Origin of the sequence: uncultured Modestobacter sp., from assembly GCF_947486615.1 — a bacterium.
Taxonomy (GTDB): Bacteria; Actinomycetota; Actinomycetes; order Mycobacteriales; family Geodermatophilaceae; genus Modestobacter.
Genome location: NZ_CANKUD010000006.1, coordinates 132,866 through 150,774, shown reverse-complemented (window position 1 = coordinate 150,774; position 17,909 = coordinate 132,866). Strand labels below are relative to the sequence as shown.

Annotated in this window: 16 protein-coding genes; 5 read left to right on the top strand and 11 right to left on the bottom strand. The window is 74.8% G+C overall.

Annotated features, from left to right (window positions below):
* Positions 1-72: 72 nt before the first annotated feature.
* Positions 73-1,410 (bottom strand): class II 3-deoxy-7-phosphoheptulonate synthase, encoded by a 1,338-nt coding sequence (locus Q1A09_RS13125; RefSeq protein WP_222193494.1) that lies wholly within the window; start codon positions 1,408-1,410, stop codon positions 73-75.
* A 272-nt stretch (positions 1,411-1,682) separates the two neighbouring features.
* Between Q1A09_RS13125 and Q1A09_RS13120 the strand changes: the two genes are divergently transcribed.
* Positions 1,683-3,731 carry a methyl-accepting chemotaxis protein gene (locus tag Q1A09_RS13120; RefSeq protein ID WP_299955586.1) on the top strand — a complete coding sequence of 683 codons (2,049 nt, stop codon included), beginning with the start codon at positions 1,683-1,685 and terminating at the stop codon, positions 3,729-3,731.
* A gap of 81 nt (positions 3,732-3,812) precedes the next feature.
* On the opposite strand, the gene Q1A09_RS13115 is transcribed toward Q1A09_RS13120, so the two are convergent.
* Complete coding sequence (locus tag Q1A09_RS13115; RefSeq protein WP_299955584.1) at positions 3,813-4,316, bottom strand: polyadenylate-specific 3'-exoribonuclease AS; 504 nt, start codon at positions 4,314-4,316, stop codon at positions 3,813-3,815.
* A gap of 66 nt (positions 4,317-4,382) precedes the next feature.
* Positions 4,383-5,165, bottom strand: a complete 783-nt coding sequence (locus Q1A09_RS13110) for a 1-acyl-sn-glycerol-3-phosphate acyltransferase (RefSeq protein ID WP_299955582.1) — start codon at positions 5,163-5,165, stop codon at positions 4,383-4,385.
* A gap of 142 nt (positions 5,166-5,307) precedes the next feature.
* Between Q1A09_RS13110 and Q1A09_RS13105 the strand changes: the two genes are divergently transcribed.
* The 3 genes from Q1A09_RS13105 (at position 5,308) to Q1A09_RS13095 (ending at position 8,134) form a co-directional block, all read left to right on the top strand.
* On the top strand, positions 5,308-6,087 hold the full coding sequence (locus Q1A09_RS13105; protein ID WP_299955580.1) for a carboxylesterase: 780 nt from the start codon (positions 5,308-5,310) through the stop codon (positions 6,085-6,087).
* Entirely contained in the window at positions 6,084-6,770 is a 687-nt protein-coding gene (locus tag Q1A09_RS13100; RefSeq protein ID WP_299955578.1) for a hypothetical protein, read from the top strand. Before Q1A09_RS13105 ends, Q1A09_RS13100 begins: the two co-directional genes overlap by 4 nt.
* Positions 6,771-6,889: 119 nt before the next feature.
* A complete protein-coding gene (locus Q1A09_RS13095) occupies positions 6,890-8,134 on the top strand; it encodes a TIGR00300 family protein (RefSeq protein WP_299955576.1) in 1,245 nt (414 codons plus the stop codon).
* A 52-nt stretch (positions 8,135-8,186) separates the two neighbouring features.
* On the opposite strand, the gene Q1A09_RS13090 is transcribed toward Q1A09_RS13095, so the two are convergent.
* From Q1A09_RS13090 to Q1A09_RS13075, 4 genes are read right to left on the bottom strand one after another with little or no spacing between them, the layout of a single operon-like run.
* Positions 8,187-9,206, bottom strand: coding sequence for an ROK family glucokinase (locus Q1A09_RS13090; RefSeq protein ID WP_299955574.1), 1,020 nt, complete (start codon positions 9,204-9,206; stop codon positions 8,187-8,189).
* A complete protein-coding gene (locus Q1A09_RS13085; protein WP_299955572.1) occupies positions 9,203-9,853 on the bottom strand; it encodes a hypothetical protein in 651 nt (216 codons plus the stop codon). The genes Q1A09_RS13090 and Q1A09_RS13085 overlap by 4 nt, the downstream gene beginning before the upstream one ends.
* A complete protein-coding gene (locus tag Q1A09_RS13080; RefSeq protein WP_299955570.1) occupies positions 9,850-11,013 on the bottom strand; it encodes an ArsA family ATPase in 1,164 nt (387 codons plus the stop codon). The genes Q1A09_RS13085 and Q1A09_RS13080 overlap by 4 nt, the downstream gene beginning before the upstream one ends.
* On the bottom strand, positions 11,013-11,444 hold the full coding sequence (locus Q1A09_RS13075) for an SRPBCC family protein (protein ID WP_299955568.1): 432 nt from the start codon (positions 11,442-11,444) through the stop codon (positions 11,013-11,015). The genes Q1A09_RS13080 and Q1A09_RS13075 overlap by 1 nt, the downstream gene beginning before the upstream one ends.
* Positions 11,445-11,620: 176 nt before the next feature.
* On the opposite strand from Q1A09_RS13075, the gene Q1A09_RS13070 reads away from it, so the two are divergent.
* Positions 11,621-13,471, top strand: a complete 1,851-nt coding sequence (locus Q1A09_RS13070; RefSeq protein ID WP_299955566.1) for a long-chain fatty acid--CoA ligase — start codon at positions 11,621-11,623, stop codon at positions 13,469-13,471.
* On the opposite strand, the gene Q1A09_RS13065 is transcribed toward Q1A09_RS13070, so the two are convergent.
* From Q1A09_RS13065 to Q1A09_RS13050, 4 genes are all read right to left on the bottom strand, one after another.
* Positions 13,468-14,592: a glycosyltransferase family 4 protein gene (locus Q1A09_RS13065; RefSeq protein WP_299955564.1), complete on the bottom strand. Its 1,125-nt coding sequence runs from the start codon at positions 14,590-14,592 to the stop codon at positions 13,468-13,470. The two genes, Q1A09_RS13070 and Q1A09_RS13065, sit on opposite strands and share 4 nt — an antisense overlap.
* Positions 14,589-15,887, bottom strand: a complete 1,299-nt coding sequence (locus Q1A09_RS13060; RefSeq protein WP_299955562.1) for a M48 family metallopeptidase — start codon at positions 15,885-15,887, stop codon at positions 14,589-14,591. The genes Q1A09_RS13065 and Q1A09_RS13060 overlap by 4 nt, the downstream gene beginning before the upstream one ends.
* 118 nt (positions 15,888-16,005) lie before the next feature.
* Positions 16,006-17,091, bottom strand: coding sequence for a C40 family peptidase (locus tag Q1A09_RS13055; RefSeq protein WP_299955560.1), 1,086 nt, complete (start codon positions 17,089-17,091; stop codon positions 16,006-16,008).
* Positions 17,092-17,421: 330 nt separating this feature from the next.
* Entirely contained in the window at positions 17,422-17,775 is a 354-nt protein-coding gene (locus tag Q1A09_RS13050) for a hypothetical protein (RefSeq protein WP_366139781.1), read from the bottom strand.
* Positions 17,776-17,909 lie beyond the last annotated feature (134 nt).

Below are 17,909 nucleotides of genomic sequence, written 5' to 3'. Positions count from 1 at the left end.
GCCGTGCTTCCCGGCCCCGCTGCAGGGGCCCGCCGCGAGCCTGCGAGTGGTGGGGGGCAGTGGGGTCCTTCGTCAGCCACGGAGCATCTCCGTGACGAGGAACGCCAGCTCCAGCGACTGGCCGGTGTTCAGCCGCGGGTCGCAGGCCGTCTCGTACCGGCTGTTGAGGTCGTCGTCGCTGATCTCCATCGCCCCGCCGAGGCACTCGGTGACGTCCTCACCGGTGAGCTCCACGTGGATGCCGCCGGGCCAGGTGCCCAGGCCCCGGTGCACGTCGAAGAAGCCCAGCACCTCGTCGACCACCCGGTCGAAGTGCCGGGTCTTGTAGCCGCTGGGCGACTCGTGGGTGTTGCCGTGCATCGGGTCGCACTGCCAGACCACCTGGTGGCCGCTGGCGGTGACCTTCTCCACGATGCCGGGCAGGACGTCGCGGACCTTGCCGTTGCCCATCCGGCTGATCAGCGTGAGCCGGCCGGGGACGCCCTCGGGGTCCAGCCGCTCCACCAGCTCGGTCGCCTGCTCCGGCGTCGTGGTGGGGCCGATCTTGACCCCGATCGGGTTGGCCAGCTTGGAGACGAACTCGATGTGCGCGCCGTCCATCTGCCGGGTGCGCTCCCCCACCCAGACGAAGTGCGCGGACAGCGCGTACGGGCGGCCCTCGTACATCCGCAGCAGGGCCCGCTCGTAGTCCAGGATCAGCGCCTCGTGGCTGCTGTACAGCTCGACCCCGCGCAGTGCGGCGTCATCGATGCCGCAGGCCTTCATGAACGCCAGCGCCCGGTCGATCTCCTGGGCGATCACCTCGTAGCGCACCCCGGCCGGGGAGCTGGCCACGAAGTCCTTGTTCCAGTCGTGCACCGCGTGCAGGTCGGCCAGCCCACCCCGGGCGTAGGCGCGGATCATGTTCATCGCGGCCGCGGAGTTGGCGTAGGCGCGCACCAGCCGGTTCGGGTCGGGGATCCGCTCCTCGAGCACCGGGTTGAGCGAGTTGACCATGTCGCCCCGGTAGGACGGCAGGCCGAGCGCGTCGGTGTTGGAGCTGCGCGGCTTGGCGTACTGCCCGGCCACCCGGCCCACCTTGACCACCGGCACGCTCGCGCCGTACGTCAGGACGACGGCCATCTGCAGCAGCGTGCGGGTGGTCGCCTGCAGGTGCGGCTCGGTGTTCAGGTCGAACGTCTCCGCGCAGTCACCGCCCTGCAGCAGGAACGCCTTGCCCTGGGCCACGTCGGCCAGCTGCTGGCGCAGGGTGTCGACCTCGGCCGGCGCCACGATGGGCGGCACGGTGGTGAGGGTGGACAGCACGGCGTCCAGCGCGGCCCGGTCGGGCCACTCCGGCTGCTGGGCGGCGGGGAGTCCCCGCCACCGGTCCAGGTCCGGGAGCAGCTCGGCAGGTTCGGGGAGGCTCACGCAGCCAGGGTACGGCGCGCGCGGGCGGGTCAGGGCCGCCGGTCGACCCGCCCGTCCGACCCGCCCCGGGACCGCCGTCCGGGACCCGGCGCGGACGGCCCGGGACGTGGTCGCCGCAGGGGGTACCGAAGATCCACTCGACTGCCGATGGTCTGCCCGAGGCGGGAGTTCTCCCGCCCGGGGAAGCGGGCCAGGGGGCACACGTGCGCAGGGGCATCAGGACGAAGGTGGTGGCGTTGGCGGTGGCCAGCGTCGCCGTCACGGGGGCAGCGATGCTGGGGGTAAGTGCCTGGCAGAGCGGACAGTTCGCCGACGATGCGAAGGCCGACGTCCAGGATCTGGTCGACCACAGCGTCGAGCAGACCGCCGACGGGGTGTACGACATCGTCTCCACCCAGGGCGAGTCGACCGCCGCCAAGGTCGACAGCGACCTGCAGGTCGCCAACTACGTGCTCGAGCAGTCCGGGGGCCTGTCCCTCGGGTCGGCCACCCGCAACACCGTCACCTGGGACGCCAAGAACCAGGTCACCAGCGAGGTCACCCCGGTCGCGCTTCCCCGCGTCCAGGTCGGTGGCGAGTGGCTGGGCCAGAACTCCGACGTCGCGACGCCGACCCCGGTCATCGACCAGATCCAGTCGCTGGTCGGCGGCACCGCGACGATCTTCCAGCGGATGAACGACGCCGGCGACATGCTGCGGGTGGCCACCAACGTGGTCAGTGCGACCGGCAGCCGGGCGATCGGCACCTACATCCCCGCGCTCGGCGCCAACGGCACGCCCAGCCCGGTGATCGCCGCGGTGCTGGCCGGCCAGACCTACCGGGGCACGGCGTTCGTCGTCGACTCCTGGTACGTGACCGCCTACCAGCCGCTGCTCGACGAGGCCGGCCAGGTCATCGGCGTGCTCTACGTCGGCGTCAAGCAGGAGAACATGCCGACGCTGCGGGAGAGCGTGCAGAACACCGCAGTCGGTGAGAACGGCGCCGTGCAGGTGCTGGGCGCCACCGGTGACCGTGCCGGCCAGGTGCTGATCAGCCCGGACGGCGCCACCGACGGGGAGAACCTCCTCGAGACCACCGACGCCGACGGGAAGGCCTACGTCCAGGAGATCGTCACCGCCGCCCTCGAGCTCGGCGACGGCGAGCAGGCGACCGTGCAGTACCAGGACGCCGCCAGCGGTTCGCACACCGTCCAGGTGGCCTACTACGCCCCGTGGGACTGGGTGATCGCGGTCGACGCGCAGGACAGCGACTTCGCCGGCCCGGTCAACGGGCTGGACGAGGGCCGGTCCTCGATGTTCACCGCGCTGGTCGTGGCCGCGCTGCTCGTGCTGGTCGCCGGCGCCACCCTCGCCTGGTGGCTGGGCCGCCGGCTCACCGCGCCGCTGGACGCGCTCCGCCAGCGGATGGCCGAGATCGCCGACGGCGAGGGCGACCTCACCCAGCGGGTCGACGACTCGTCCAAGGACGAGGTCGGGGAGCTGGCCAACGCCTTCAACCGGTTCGTGGACAAGGTGGCCGGCACCATCCGCGACATCGGTTCCGCCGCCGGCTCGCTGGCCACCTCGGCCTCCGGGGTCGCCCGGGTGGCCGACGGGCTCAGCGACCGGGCGTCCCGCAGCCGGGACCAGGCCCGCCACGCCCACCAGGCAGCGGCGGACATCAGCTCCGGGGTCTCCTCGGCCGCGGCCGGTGCCGAGCAGATGGGGTCGGCGATCCGGGAGATCGCCCGCAGCGCCAGCGACGCCAGCCACGTCGGTCAGGGCGCGGTCGAGCTGGCCGCCAGCACCGAGACCGCGATCGCGGCCCTGGGCACCAGCTCGCGGGAGATCAGCGACGTCGTCAAGGTCATCTCCGCGGTCGCCGAGCAGACCAACCTGCTCGCGCTGAACGCCACCATCGAGGCCGCCCGCGCCGGTGAGGCCGGCAAGGGCTTCGCCGTGGTGGCCACCGAGGTCAAGGAGCTGGCCCAGGAGTCCTCGCGGGCCAGCGAGGAGATCCACCAGCGGGTGCAGTCGATCCAGGCCGACACCAGTGCCGCGGTCGGCTCGATCAGCCAGATCGTCGCGGTCATCCGGGAGATGAACGACCACCAGACCACCATCGCCAGCGCGGTGGAGGAGCAGACGGCGGTCACCAACGAGCTCTCCCGCAGCGTCAGCTCCGTCGCCGACGGCGCCAGCTCGGTCACCGAGACGATGAACGACGTCACCACCGACGCCGACCGCACCGCGGCCGACGTCGACTCGGCCCGGTCCGCCGCCCGGGAGCTGGACCAGCTCTCCGGTGAGCTGACCCGGCTGATCAACGTCTTCACCGTGTAAGTCGAAGGACCCCGCTGCCCCCCACGCTTCGCAAGCTCAGCGCGGGCCCCTGCAGCGGGGCCGAGGGGCCGTCGGCAGCGATCAGCTGCCGGCGGCCCCTGTCGCGTCCTGGATGACCCGCCAGCGGGTCAGGTTGTAGCGGGCGTCGACCAGCGCGTCGTGCGTGCCGGCCGGCTTCGGCGGCAGCTGCGGCTTCCCCGCGTCGTCCCAGCGCTGGCGCAGCTCCCGGGTGAACCGCGGGATCGGGCGGGGCAGTGCCGGCATCGCCCCCCACAGCTGGGCCAGCGCCACGTGGTCGTAGGCGGCGAACCAGGCCCACAGCTCGATCTCCTCGCCGGGGGCGGTGAGGAAGGAGAGCAGGTCCTCCCGGATCCGCTGCCGGCTCCGCCAGGCCCGGTCCGCCGGGGAGGGCAGCTGGTCCAGCACGTTGCGGCGCACCCACGGGATGGCCTTGTCCGGGTCGAACTCGGTGCTGACGGCGTAGAACTCCCGGCCCGTCTCGTCGACCACACCGATCGACACCAGGTCGATGGTGGTGCCGTCCTCGATGAACTCGGTGTCGTAGAAGTACCGCCGCACGCTCACCGGCACACCGTAGGCGCCGCCCGCTGCAGGTCCACGCCCGCGGCGTGCTCGCGCGGTCCGGCCCGGTCAGCCGGCCAGCGAGCTGGGCAGCCGGTCGGCGGTCTCGTGCGGGGGTGGCTGCAGCCGGCCGACCGCCTCCGTCGCGCTGACCCCGGTGGTGTCCATCGACTTCTTCACCTTGGCGCCGTACAGGTCGACGTACTCCTGGCCGGAGAGCTCCATGATCTCGTACATGATCTCGTCGGTGATCGACCGCTCGACGAACCGGTCACCCGACAGCCCGGCGTACCGGGAGAAGTCCAGCGGCTCCCCGAAGCGGACGACGACCCGGACCATGTGCTTGCTCAGCAGCCGGCCGAGCCGGCCGGGCAGCGGGACCCTGCGCGGCTCGTAGACCATCGCCACCGGCACGACCGGGGCGCCGGTCTCCAGGGTCATCCGGGCCACCCCGGTCTTGCCGCGGAAGAGCCGGCCGTCCGGGGAGCGGGTGCCCTCGGGGTAGATGCCCAGCAGCCTGCCCTGGGTCAGGATCGCGATGCCGGTGCGGATGGCGTCCTCGGCCGCGGAGGCGTTGGTCCGGTCGATCGGCACCTGCCCGCTGCCGGCGAAGAACACCCGCTGGGCGGCGCCCTTGAGCCCGGTGCCGGTGAAGTACTCGGCCTTGGCCAGGAAGGTGACCCGCCGACGCAGCGACAGCGGCATGAAGATCCAGTCGGAGGCCGAGAGATGGTTGCTCGCGATGATCGCCGCACCCGTCGCGGGCACGTGCCCGGCGCCCACCGCACGGGGCCGGAACACGAGCCTGACGATCGGCCCGACGGCCACGTACTTGAGGAACCAGTAGAACAACGCGCCTCCCTCAGCGACTGTCAGACTAGGGAAGCGCCTGGCGCTCCGACAATCGGCCGGCGCACCTCGCCCGTCCCGCCCCACCCGCCCCATGCCCCCGCACCACCCGCCCTGCACCACCCGACCCGACCCGGAGGGGACCATGCCGCAGCCGACGCCGGTGCTGCCCGGTGCCGAGCCGTTCGCGCTGGGCGACGGCCCGGTCGGGGTGCTGCTGTGCCACGGGTTCACCAGCACCCCGCAGAGCTTGCGGACGTGGGGCGAGCACCTGGCCGCCGCCGGGTTCACCGTGCGCTGCCCGCTGCTGCCCGGGCACGGCACCCGCTGGCAGGACGCCAACGCCAGCACCGAGGACGACTGGTACGGCGCGCTGTCCGCCGCCCTGGACGAGCTGCGCGGGCGCTGCACGGCGGTGGTGGTGGCCGGGCTGTCGATGGGCGGCACGCTGGCGCTGCGGCTGGCCCAGCGCCGTCCCGGCGACGTCGACGCGCTGGTGCTGGTGAACCCCTCGCTGCTGACCGAGCGGAAGGACGCCGCCCTGCTGCCGCTGCTGGCCCGGCTGACCCCGGCCTGGGCGCCGGTCGCGAACGACGTGAAGAAGCCGGGCAGCGTGGAGCTGGCATACCGGCGGCTGCCCACCCGGGCCGCCCTGGCGCTGCGCCGGCTCTGGGCGGGAGTCCGTGCCGACCTCGGCGCGGTGCGGGCGCCGCTGCTGGTGTTCCGCAGCGTCACCGACCACGTCGTCGAGCCCGCCTCCACCCGACTGCTGCTGGCCGAGGTGGGCAGCGCGGACACCACCGAGGTCCTGCTGCACGACAGCTTCCACGTGGCGACCCTGGACAACGACGCCCCGATGATCTTCGCTCGCTCGGTGGAGTGGATCCGGCAGCGCGTGCCCGCCTCGTCCCCGAGCCCGGCGTGACCCTCCCCCGTCGCGGCCGGGGCCGTCGGGACAACGGTCTGCAGGCCGCACTCTGGTACCCGCTGCGCGACGTCGACCCCCGGGTGGGTGAGCACCTGCTCGACGTCCTCGAGGCGGCCGGGATCGCCGCCTACCTGGACCCCTCCACCGACGTGGAGCCCTACACCCGCAGCGTCTCCCTGCCCAGCCCGCCGTCGGACCGGCTGTTCGTGGACCGGGCCCGGCGCACCGAGGCCGCCACCGTGGTCGCCCAGCACACCGACGAGCCCGCCCCCGCTCCCCCGCAGCCGGAGCGGCTCCGGCCCGACCAGCAGCGCGAGGACGAGGAGTTCGCCCGGATCGTCGCCGCCTTCGAGGCCGAGCACGGCCGGTCCGTCCCCGACGGTCCCCCGCGCGACGACCCGCCCCCGCCGCCGGCGGAGACCTCGGTGCTGGACGCCCCGGAGGAGCACTACGAGCCCCCGCCGCCCCCGCCGCTGCCCGTGCTGGCCCCGGCGTCGCTGTACTCCCTGCTGCTGATCGCCGCCGGCGCGCTGCTGATCATCGCGCCGACCAGGCTGGGGCTCTCGATCGACCTGGGCCTGGTGCTCGGGGTCGCCGCCGTGGTCAGCGGGGTCGGTGTGCTGGTCTCCCGGATGCGCGAGCGGTCGACCGACGACGGCGACGACGGCGCCGTCGTCTGAAGAAGGACCCCGTCGCCCCCACCGCTCCCAGGCTCGCGGCGGGCCCCTGCGACGGGGCCGGCGGGGCGGGGCACCGCGAGGGGTTCTCCCGGGCGACGGGCTCCCCTAGCGTGCGCGGGGTGACCTCACCCGCCCTCGCGCACTCGGCCACCGTCACGCTGACCGGGCACCTCATGGACACCGGCATCCTGGCCCGGGTGCTCGACGACGTCCTGGAGTACGGCGGCGACTACCGGATCGAGAGCCTGGAGCTGGGCCGGCAGCACGAGGACGAGTCGCGGGCGCTGGTGGAGGTACGGGCCGACGAGCCCGAGCGGCTGGACCGGATCGTGATGCGGCTGCAGGTGCACGGCGCCAACCCGGTCGACCCGGGGACCGCGACCACCCGCCCGGCGCCGGCGGACGGCGTCTTCCCCGAGGACTTCTACTCGACCACCAACCTGGAGACCCTGGTCCGGCTGGACCGCGACTGGCTGCGGGTGCAGCGCCCGGAGATGGACTGCGGCCTGGTGGTGACCCGCGGCGCGGGGGCCCCGACCGTCCGGACCGTCCCGGTGAGCGACGTGCGCGCCGGCGACGAGGTCGTCTGCGGTGCATCGGGCGTGCGGGTCGAGCTGCCGCCGCAGGCCCCGCGCGGCGATGAGGACGACTTCGGGTTCATGTCGTCCTCGGTGTCGAGTGAGAAGCCGCAGGCGCTGCTGGTCCGGCAGATCGCCGAGCGGATGCGCCAGGTCAAGGCGGCCGGCCAGCGGGTGCTGTGGGTCGGCGGCCCGGCCGTGGTGCACACCGGCGCGGCGCCGGCGATGGTGCGGCTGGTGCGCGCCGGCTACGTCGACGTGCTGTTCGCCGGCAACGCGCTGGCCACCCACGACATCGAGTCCTCGCTGTTCGGCACCTCGCTCGGCGTCGACCTGGCCAAGGGCTCGGGGGTGCCGCACGGCCACGAGCACCACATCCGGGCGATCAACACCATCCGGGCCGCCGGCTCGATCGCCGCCGCGGTGGAGACCGGGGTGCTCACCGGTGGGGTGATGCACGCGATGGTGCAGGCCGGCAAGCCGTTCGTGCTGGTCGGCTCGGTGCGCGACGACGGCCCGCTGCCTGACGTGATCACCGACGTGGTCGTCGGTCAGCGCGCCATGCGGGCGGAACTGCCGGACGTCGGCTTCGCGATCATGGTCGCCACGATGCTGCACTCCATCGCCACCGGGAACATCCTGCCGGCCTCGATCCCGCTGGTCTGCGTGGACATCAACCCGGCCACGGTGACCAAGCTCGCCGACCGCGGCAGCGCCCAGGCGATGGGCATCGTCACCGACATCGGCCTGTTCCTCGAGCAGCTGGCCCGCGAGCTCGCCCCGTGACCCCGGCCCCCGCTGCGAGCTCACGAGCGGTGGGGGCAGCGGGATCCCTCCGTCAGGCGTCCCCGTCGACCACGGCACGGCGGACCAGGTCGGCGGCGCCGACCAGGCCGGCCTGCGCGCCGAGCTGGGCGGCGGCGACCCGCGGGCCGGGCCGGAAGCCGCGGCCGGGCAGTGCCCGCTCCAGCCGGTCGCGGGCCGGGGCGAGCACGGTCTCGCCGAGCACGCTCACCCCGCCGCCGATGACCACGACGTCCGGGTCGAGGATCGCGGACAGGTCGGCGATGCCCTGCCCCAGCCAGGTGCCCACCTCGCACAGCAGTTCGACGGCCAGCGGGTCACCGTCGGCCGCGGCGGTCGCGACCACCTCGCCGGTGATCCGGGCGGCGTCCCCACCGACCCGGTCGAGCAGGTCGGCGGCGGCCGCCGGGGAGTTGTCGGCCACCTCGCGGGCGGTGTGGCCGAGGGCGTTGCCGCTGGCGTACTGCTCCCAGCAGCCCCGGTTGCCGCAGGCGCACAACCGCCCGTCGGGCACCACCCGCATGTGGCCCCACTCGCCGGCCACGCCGTGCGCCCCGCGCTGCAGCCGGCCGTCGATGACCAGCCCGCCGCCGATGCCCGTGCCCAGCGTGATCATCACGACCAGGTCGCTGCCGCGGGCGGCGCCGTAGCGGTACTCCGCCCAGGCCGCGGCGTCGGCGTCGTTGCCCACCCAGAGCGGGCGCTGCAGCCGGACGGCGAGGTCCTTGCGCAGCGCCTGGTTGCGCCAGGCCAGGTGCGGGCTGAAGAGCACGGTGTCCCCGGTCCGGTCGAACCAGCCGGCCGCTCCGACGCCGACCCCGACCAGCGGACCGCCGTGCCGTTCGGCGAGCTCGTCGACGACGGCGGCGATCGCGTCCTCGGTGGCGCTCACCGACCTGCCCGGGGTCGCCCGCCGGGCGGTGTCCAGGATCGTGCCGTCCGGCGCGACCACCCCGCCGGCGACCTTGGTGCCGCCGATGTCGATGCCCAGGGCCGGCAGCAGCGCGGCGTCGGCGGGCGACACCGCCGCAGGCAGGGTCAGGTCGCCGCTCACGCGACGTCGATCCGCTGGACGGGGGCGGGGGTGGGGTGGGGCACGGTCTTCTCCGGTGGCGCGGGGGCGTCCCCGGCGGGGACGTCGGGGGCAGGGACATCGGTGCCGGCGTCGCTGCCGTCCGGGGTGGTGCGGGGGGCGTTCGAGGTGGTGCGGGTGGTGACCGGGTCACCGCGCAGCGCAGTCGCCGCCGCGGTGAGGACGTCGGCCAGCGCCTCGGTGAGGTCCGGACGCCGGCCGCGCAGCGCCGCCAGGCCCGCGCAGAGCGGGCAGCCCCGGCACTCGACAGTGGCGTCGGACCCCGCGGCACCAGGCCCGGCCGGACCAGGCCCGGCCGGACCGGGCTCGGGCGCGCCGGCCCGTTCGGCGCGGGACCGGGCAGCCGACCCGGGGCCACCGTGCCCAGTCGTCCCGGTGGCGGAGGCATCGGGTGCGGCGCCGGCGGTGCCGGCGCGCTCGTCGGCCGGCGCCGCGGAGTGCGGCATGCCGAGGAAGCCCTGCAGCCGGTCACCGATGCGGTGCTCGGCGGTGAGCCGGCGGGCCTGCTCGGCCCAGTCGGCCAGCGGCGAGCCGGCGACCGGGTCCGCGGCCAGCCCGGCGACGAAGCGGCGCGCCTGCTCCACCCAGTCACCGCCCGGGGCGGTCACGCCCCGGCTCCGGCGGCGTGCGCGGCCAGCAGGCCGGGCGGCCACTGCTCGGGGTCGGGGGTGAACCGGACCTCCAGGGTCGCGCGGTCCGTGCCGGCGTCGTTGAGCGCGCCACCGGCGACCGTGCAGCGCCGCAGCAGCGGGTCCAGCGGCAGCGAGCGACGGACGCCGGCCGCGGTGACCACCAGGTCGTCGGCCCACCGGGTCAGCTCCACCGCCCCGCGGCGGGCGAACGGCAGCGGCACGTCGAGCGCCCAGCCGCCGTCGGCCCGGCGGGGTGCCGGCACCGCCGCCGGCTCACCGGCCGTGACCGGCAGCGCGGCGTCCAGCGCCGTCAGCTCGGCCACCGACACCGGCGGGACGGCGGCTTCGGCGACCTCGCCGACGCGCTCGACCAGCGCGCGCACCCCGCGCAGCGCCTCCCGCTGGACGGCGGCCCGTCGGGCCCACCACTCCCCCGGCCCCTCCGGCAGCACCCGGGACACGGTCACCGAGGCGACCCGCTGCCCCAGCACGCCCAGTGCCGTGGCGGTCTCCTGCAGCTGGTCGGCCGCGGCCGGCTCCGGCCGCAGCACCAGGTGCACGGCGGTGCGCGAGGGGTCGGTCAGCGGTGCGGCGTCCAGCAGCTCCTCCACCGCCGTCGCCCCCGCGAGCAGTCCCGCGGCCGGGCCCGGGTGGCCGGAGCTCGCCGCCGCGCGCAGGGTGGCCAGCACCCGCAGCCGGGTGGGCGCCAGCTGGCCCAGCCACCAGCGCAGGGCGGTCGGCAGCGAGAGCAGGGCGGTGGCTGCCGGCGCCGGGCCGGCGTCGAGCACGACCACCTCGGCGTCCCCGGCGCGGACGTGCCCGGCCAGCGCAGCCAGCAGGGCGAACTCGGTGACGCCGGGCACCGGGACGACGGAGGTCGCCGGCGGCAGGGTGAGCAGCGGTGCCGCGGCGGTGACCTGGTCGGCGTGCCGCGCCCACAGCGCCTCGAGCGCGGGCTGGGCGGTGACGACGTCCACGGTCACCGCGTCGGCGAGGCCCCCCACCGAGGGTGCCCGGGCGGTGAGCAGCACGCAGCGGCTGCCGTCGGCGGCGAGCCGGAGGGCGGTGGCCGCGGCGACCGTCGAGCTGCCCGCGCCGCCGGGACCGGTCACGAGCAGGACCTGGGCGGTGCGCATCAGCCCTCGACGCGCTTCTTGAGCTCCTTGAGCGCAGTGTCGAGGATGACCTTCTCCGCCTTGCGCTTGATCAGCCCGAGCATCGGGATCGACAGGTCGATCGTGATCGAGTAGGTCACGGTCGTCGAGCCGCCGGACTCGGTGAGCACGTAGGAGCCGTCCTGCTGCTTCTGCATCTGGCCCTGCACCAGGGTCCAGTCGACGCGCCGGTCGCCGTCCCAGCTGTAGTCCAGCACGTAGTCGTCGGTGACCGCCCCGGCGTCGAGCACGAAGTGCACCCGGCGGGCCCGCCCGTCCGGGCCGGTCTCCAGCACCTCGACCTGCTTGGCCGCCCCGACCCACTGCGGGTAGGCCGGGAAGTCGGCGATCACGGCCATCACCTGGGCCGCGGGCGCATCGACGACGATCGACTGGGTGGACTGGTCCGCCATGCGCCGGAGGGTAGTCGGTCCGCCGTCCCCACCTGGCCTCCTGCCGGGCCGGCTGCCCCGGGCGGGGGACGCATCCGGTGCTGGCGATCGCACCGCCGGACTAGATTGACCGGCGACCCCACGTCCGGGGTGGTGGGGCGACGGTGCCCCGCCCGGGCGGGACAGAGAGGACCGGCGTGCGCGAGCTGAGCGTTCCCCCCACTGCCACCGTGGGGCCCGATGACGCCCTGACCGACATGATCACCCGGAACGCGGCCGACCACCCGACCGAGGTCGGGCTGCGCCGCCAGCGCGGGGGCGAGTGGGTCGACGTGACCCACGCCCAGTTCGCCGCCGAGGTCGCCGGGGTTGCCAAGGGCCTGGTCGCCGGTGGCGTGCAGGCCGGCGACCGGGTCGCCCTGATGGCCCGTACCCGCTACGAGTGGACGGTGCTGGACTACGCGATCTGGACCGCCGGCGCGGTCGTCGTCCCGGTCTACGAGACCTCGAGTGCCGACCAGGTCGCCTGGATCCTGGCCGACTCCGGCGCGCGGGCGATCGTCGTCGAGGGCGCCGAGCACGCCGCGGCCGTCGAGTCGGTGCGCTCGGAGGTCCCCGATCTCGGGCCGGTCTGGGTGCTGGACGACGGCGCGGTCGACACCCTCACCGCGGCCGGCGCCGACGTCCCCGACAGCGAGCTGACGGCCCGCCGGGCCACGCTGACCTCCGGGAGCCTGGCCACGCTGATCTACACCAGCGGCACCACCGGGCGGCCCAAGGGCTGCGAGCTCACGCACGCCAACTTCCTGTTCGAGATCCGCAACGGCATGACCCTGCTCGACCGGTTCATGAACCCCGACGGGTCGCTGCTGCTGTTCATCCCGCTGGCCCACGTGCTGGCCCGGGTGCTGCAGGTCGGCGCGATCAACACCCGCACGGTCATCGGGCACACCGCCGACGTCGCGGACCTGGTCGGCGACCTCGGCCGCTTCCGGCCGACGTTCGTGCTCGCCGTCCCCCGGGTGTTCGAGAAGGTCTACAACAGCGCGAAGGCCAAGGCCGAGGGAGACGGCAAGGGGAAGATCTTCGACCGCGCGGCCCAGGTCGCCGTCGACTGGTCCCGCGCCCAGGACACCGGCGGCCCCGGCCTGGCCCTGAAGCTGCAGCACGCCCTGTTCGACCGGCTGGTGTACGGCAAGCTGCGCGCCGCCCTGGGTGGGCGGTGCTCGGGCGCGATCTCCGGCGGTGCGCCGCTGGGTGAGCGGCTGGGCCACTTCTTCCGCGGCATCGGGGTGACCATCTTCGAGGGCTACGGCCTGACCGAGACCACCGCCGCCGCCGCGGTCAACCACGACGCCGCCCTGCGCATCGGCACCGTCGGCCGCCCGCTCCCCGGCGTGGACGCCGCCATCGCCGAGGACGGCGAGGTGCTGCTGCGCGGCGGGATCGTCATGCGCGGCTACTGGAAGAACGAGCAGGCCACCGCCGAGGCCATCGACGCCGACGGCTGGTTCCACACCGGTGACATCGGCGAGCTCGACGCCCAGGGCTTCCTGCGGATCACCGGGCGGAAGAAGGAGATCCTGGTGACCGCCGGCGGCAAGAACGTCGCCCCGGCCGTGCTCGAGGACCGGCTGCGGGCCCACAAGCTGGTCAGCCAGTGCATCGTCGTCGGCGACCAGCGCCCCTTCATCGCCGCGCTGGTCACCCTGGACGCCGAGGCGCTGCCGGCCTGGCTCAAGGCACAGGGCAAGGACGCCGCGCTCACCGCCGCCCAGCTGCGCGACGACCCCGACCTGCTCGCCGAGCTCGACGCCGCCGTCGCCGACGCCAACAAGGCGGTGTCACACGCCGAGGCGATCAAGAAGTTCCGGGTGCTCGGCGACGACTTCACCGAGGACAACGGGACGCTGACCCCGAGCCTGAAGCTCAAGCGCGCCGTGGTGATGAAGCACTTCGGCGACGAGGTCGAGGCGCTCTACTCGAAGGACCCCGCTGCCCCCCGGTCCTCGCAGGCTCACACCGGCCCCCTGCAGCGGGGCCGCTAAGCGCCGTCGAGGACCTGGGTGAAGGTCTGCGCGATCGTCGTCCACGACCAGCGCTCCTCCACCCAGGCCCGGCCGGCCGCGCCCATCGCCCGGCCGCGCGCCGGGTCGTCCAGCAGGTCGGCCAGCACCCGGGCGACCTCCGCGGGTGACCGCGGGTCGACCACGTGCCCGGTGACGCCCTCGCGCACCGTCTCCGGTGCACCCCCGGACGTGCCGGCGACCACCGGCCGGCCACAGGCGGCGGCCTCCAGGAAGACCATGCCGAGTCCCTCGACGTCCAGCCCGCCCCGACGGGTCCGGCAGGGCATGGCGAACACGTCCCCGGCCGCGTAGTACCCGGCCAGCTCCGCGGCGGGCACGCCGCCGGTGAGGACGACCGAGCCGGTCAGCCCCCGGGCGGCGACCGCCCGCCGCAGCGCCGGCTCCAGCGGGCCGCCACCGACCAGCAGCAACCGCGCCCCCGGGTGCCGGGCCAGCACCTGGGACCAGCCCTCGACCAGCACGTCCTGCCCCTTGCGCGGCACCAGCCGGGAGACGCAGACGACCACCGGGGCATCGCCCAGGCCGAGCCGGGCCCGCACCGCGGACCCGTCGGCGTCCGGGGTGAACTGCTCGACGTCGACCCCGGGTGAGAGCTGCACCAGCCGGGTCCGGTCCGCCAGGGCCGGCGCCAGCCGGCTGCGGGTGTACTCGCTGATGTAGGTCACCACGTCCAGCCCGCCGGCGATCCGCTGCATCGCCTGGCGGGCACCGGGCAGCGCCACCCAGCCGGTCTCGTGGCCGTGCGTGGCACCGACCAGCCGCCCGACCCCGGCCCGGCGCAGTGCCGGGGCCATCAGGCCCAGCGGTGCGGCGGCACCGAAGAAGACGGTGTCGCAGCCGTGCTCGCGGGCCAGCCCGGCCGCCGTCCGGGTGGCCGCGGGGGTGGGCAGCAGCATCGACGTCCCGGCCCGCACCACCGGGTAGGGCAGCGCGGCGTCATGCTCGGCCGCGCCCGGGTGGTCGGAGGCGTAGACGACCAGCGTGCCCGGCGGCCGGGTCGCCAGCAGGGCCGCGACGAAGGTCTGGATGCCGCCCTGTCGCGGGGGGAAGTCGTTGGTCACCACGAGGGTGCGGTTCACCGGCCGTGCACCGCCACCCAGTCCTCGGCGAAGGCGATCCGCTGCGGAACGGTCGGGTGCGAGCCGAAGAACCACAGCCAGGCCGCCGGCGGGTCCGGGTCGTTGAGGTTGGCCGCGCCCAGCGACCGCTGCACGCCGGTGAAGGACCCCGGGTCCTCGGTCAGGTCCAGGGCGTGCAGGTCGGCGCGGGCCTCGATGTGCCGGGACACCAGGTTCTGCACCGGCGTGGAGACCAGGGTGCCGACCGCGACCAGCAGCATGAGCAGGCCCACGACCTGCCCGTCGCCGGGCCCGGACGCCCCGGCCCGGCGCAGCAGCGGCGTGGCGGTCAGCAGCCAGCCGAGCAGCGCCGTCCCGGCCCCGGCGCCCAGCGCGCCGATCAGCGTGCCGGTGAGGACGTCGTCGTTGGCGACGTGCCCCAGCTCGTGAGCGGCGATGGACTCGATCTGCTCGTCGGGCAGCCGGTCCAGCAGCGTGTCGTAGACGACGATCCGCCGGGTGGAGCCGAATCCGGAGACGTAGGCGTTCAGCGCGGTGGTGCGCCGGCTGGCGTCGGCGACCAGCACGTCGTCCACCGGGGTGCCGCTGCGCTCGGCCAGTTCCAGCAGCTCGGTGCGCAGCGGGCCGGCCGGCATCGACTCGAACTGGTTGAACGCCGGCTCGATGACCAGCGGGTAGAGGAAGGAGCCGACCACGACCAGCGCGGCCGCGGCGCCGCCGGCCCAGGCCCACCAGGTGCGCGGTGCCCGGCGGGCGAGGGCGACGATCGCCAGCAGCCCCAGCGCGGTCAGGCCGGCGGAGATGGCGGTCGAGGTGGCGACGTCGCGCGCCCACAGCCCCCAGCCGCGGGTGGACAGGCCGTAGCGGTGCCGCACCACCTCGCCGTAGACCGACAGCGGCAGGGTGGCCAGCCGGCCGATCACCGTGATGCCGACCGCGCCGAGCAGCACCTGCCAGACCCAGCCACCGCCGAGCGGGCGGGCCAGTGCCCGGGCCACCGCGGCTCCGGCCCGGGTCAGCCCCAGCACCGCCGAGACGGCCAGGCCCAGCACCAGCGAGGTCAGCGAGGCCGGCCGCAGGGCAGCGGCGAACGCCTCGGCCCGGGCGATCTGGTCGGCGGTGAACACCGCGGCGGGGTCGACCGGGGTGCGGCCACCGGGCGGGACGGGCAGCAGCTGCCAGGGCGTCGCCACCACGATCACCCCGACCAGGGCCGCCCCCAGCACAGCGGCGACCAGCAGGGCGAGCCGGCGGGTGCTGCGCGGGTCCGGCGGGGCACCGGAGGCGGTGCTCACCTGCGGCAGGTCGGATGGGTCAAGGGGGTCCTCGGGCGCACGCCGCCGAGCTTAGGCAGGCCTGCTGTGTCGCAGGCCGGGTCCCGGACGGGGGTCCGGGATCGGTCGGGCGCTCCGGTCAGCCGACCAGGCGGCGGGCGCTCGCGTAGCCGGCCATGTCCACGCTGGAGACGATCACCGGCTGGCCGAAGGTCGAGGCGTGCACCATCTGACCGTTGCCGATGTAGATGCCGACGTGGCTGACCGGGCTGTAGAAGAAGACCAGGTCACCGGGCTGCAGCTGGCCCCGCGAGACCGGGGTGCCCATCCGGGACTGGCTGAGGCTGGAGTGCGGCAGGCTGATCCCGGCCGCGGCGTAGGCGTACTGGGTCAGGCCGGAGCAGTCGTAGGCGTCGGGGCCGCCCGCGCCCCACACGTAGGGGTCGCCCAGCTGGGCCAGCGCGGTGTCCACGGCGGTCTGCGCCGCGTCGCTGGAGGCGACGACGACCTCCGGGGCCTCCAGCACCGGGCCGGTGTGCTGCTGGACGACGGCCTGCTGCTGGACGACGCTCAGCGCCTCGTACTGGGCCTTGTACTCGGAGATCTGCTCGCCGAGGTCGGCCTGCCGTGCGGTGATGTCCGCGAGGGTCTGCTCGGCGGTCGCGGCTGCGGCGTCGGCGTCGGCCTTGGCCTGCTGCGCGGTGGCCGCCGCGGCCGTGACCTCGGCGAGCACGTCGTTGGTGTGCCCGGCGATGGCGTCCAACGTGGTGACCTGGACGATGAACTCGTCAGCGGAGCCGCTGGTCATGAGCGCGTTGAAGCGGGACAGGTTCTCCCCGGTGAACGCGCTGACCGCCACCTGGCGCATCTGGGCGTCCAGGGTGGCGAGCTGGGCCTGGGCCGCGGCGACGGCCTGCTCGGCGGCCGTGGCGGCCGCCCGCTGCTGCGCCAGCACCTCCTGGGCCTCGTTGAGCTGCTCGGTGACGACCTCGAGCTCGTGGGTGGCCTCACCGGCCAGCCGGGTCGCCTCGTCCGCGCTGCCGGCCTGGGTGGCCGGGGCCGCGGCGGCGCTGCCCGGCAGCACGGCCAGGGTCAGGCTGGCGACGAGCCCGGTGAGCAGCCCGGTGCCGAGCCGACCGACGAGCCGGGTGCGGCGGGGACCATGCGGGAGCTGGGCCAGGGCCGACAGGGAGGCGGACCGGACACGGTGCTGGGACGTCGCCACGGGCGGCGGGACTCCGTTTCGCAGTCGGGACCGCCGACCGGTCAGCTCACGGGTCCGGGCGGGTGGACGCCCGGTCTGCGCGTCGTCGTCGACGCGTGCGCTCCGACGCTGCGGAGCACGCGAGACCCACTCCATCGTTGCGGTGGGCTCCCGGTCCACCCGGCCGCTGAGGCGGCCCGGCGGTTCGGCGGTGCCCGTCCGGGGTCACCCTCTGTGGCGACGACATCCCGTTCGGACACGACGAACCTAAGTCCGTGACCGGATCGAGATGAAGCCCCGTCAAACCCCGAATGCACCGCAGCACTTGACAAATCACAGGTCTGGGATTTGTCAGCTCACGTGGCGGTCGCCTCGGGTCGTCGCATCTTGATGGCGCAATGGCGGGACGAGGCCGAAGTCTGCCAACGCCCGGACCGCCTTCCGCTCGACCTCGTCCAGCTCCACGACCGGGCGGACGTCGTCGTCGTGCGGGGTGCTGTCCACGTCGGCAGCGGCGTCCACCCGCGCGGGCACGTCCCGGGCCGGCTCCAGCGGCTCGCCGGCGCGGACGCCGGGACGGCGCCGGCTGAGCGGGACCACGGTGGGCTCGCTCCCCCACCCCGGTGGCGCACCCAGCAGGACGGTCACGACGCAGTCGTCGCAGCCCTGACCGCGGACGGTGCAGGTGTCGCAGTCGATGAGCACGGCGGCTCTCCTTCTCTCTCGGATCCGGACGCCACGGACGCTAGGAGCGGCCACCGACAGTTCTGCGCGACCGCCCGCGCCCGGCCGCCCGGGCCGGACCCGGGTCACCCACCGGCCCGGCGTGGCCTCCGGAG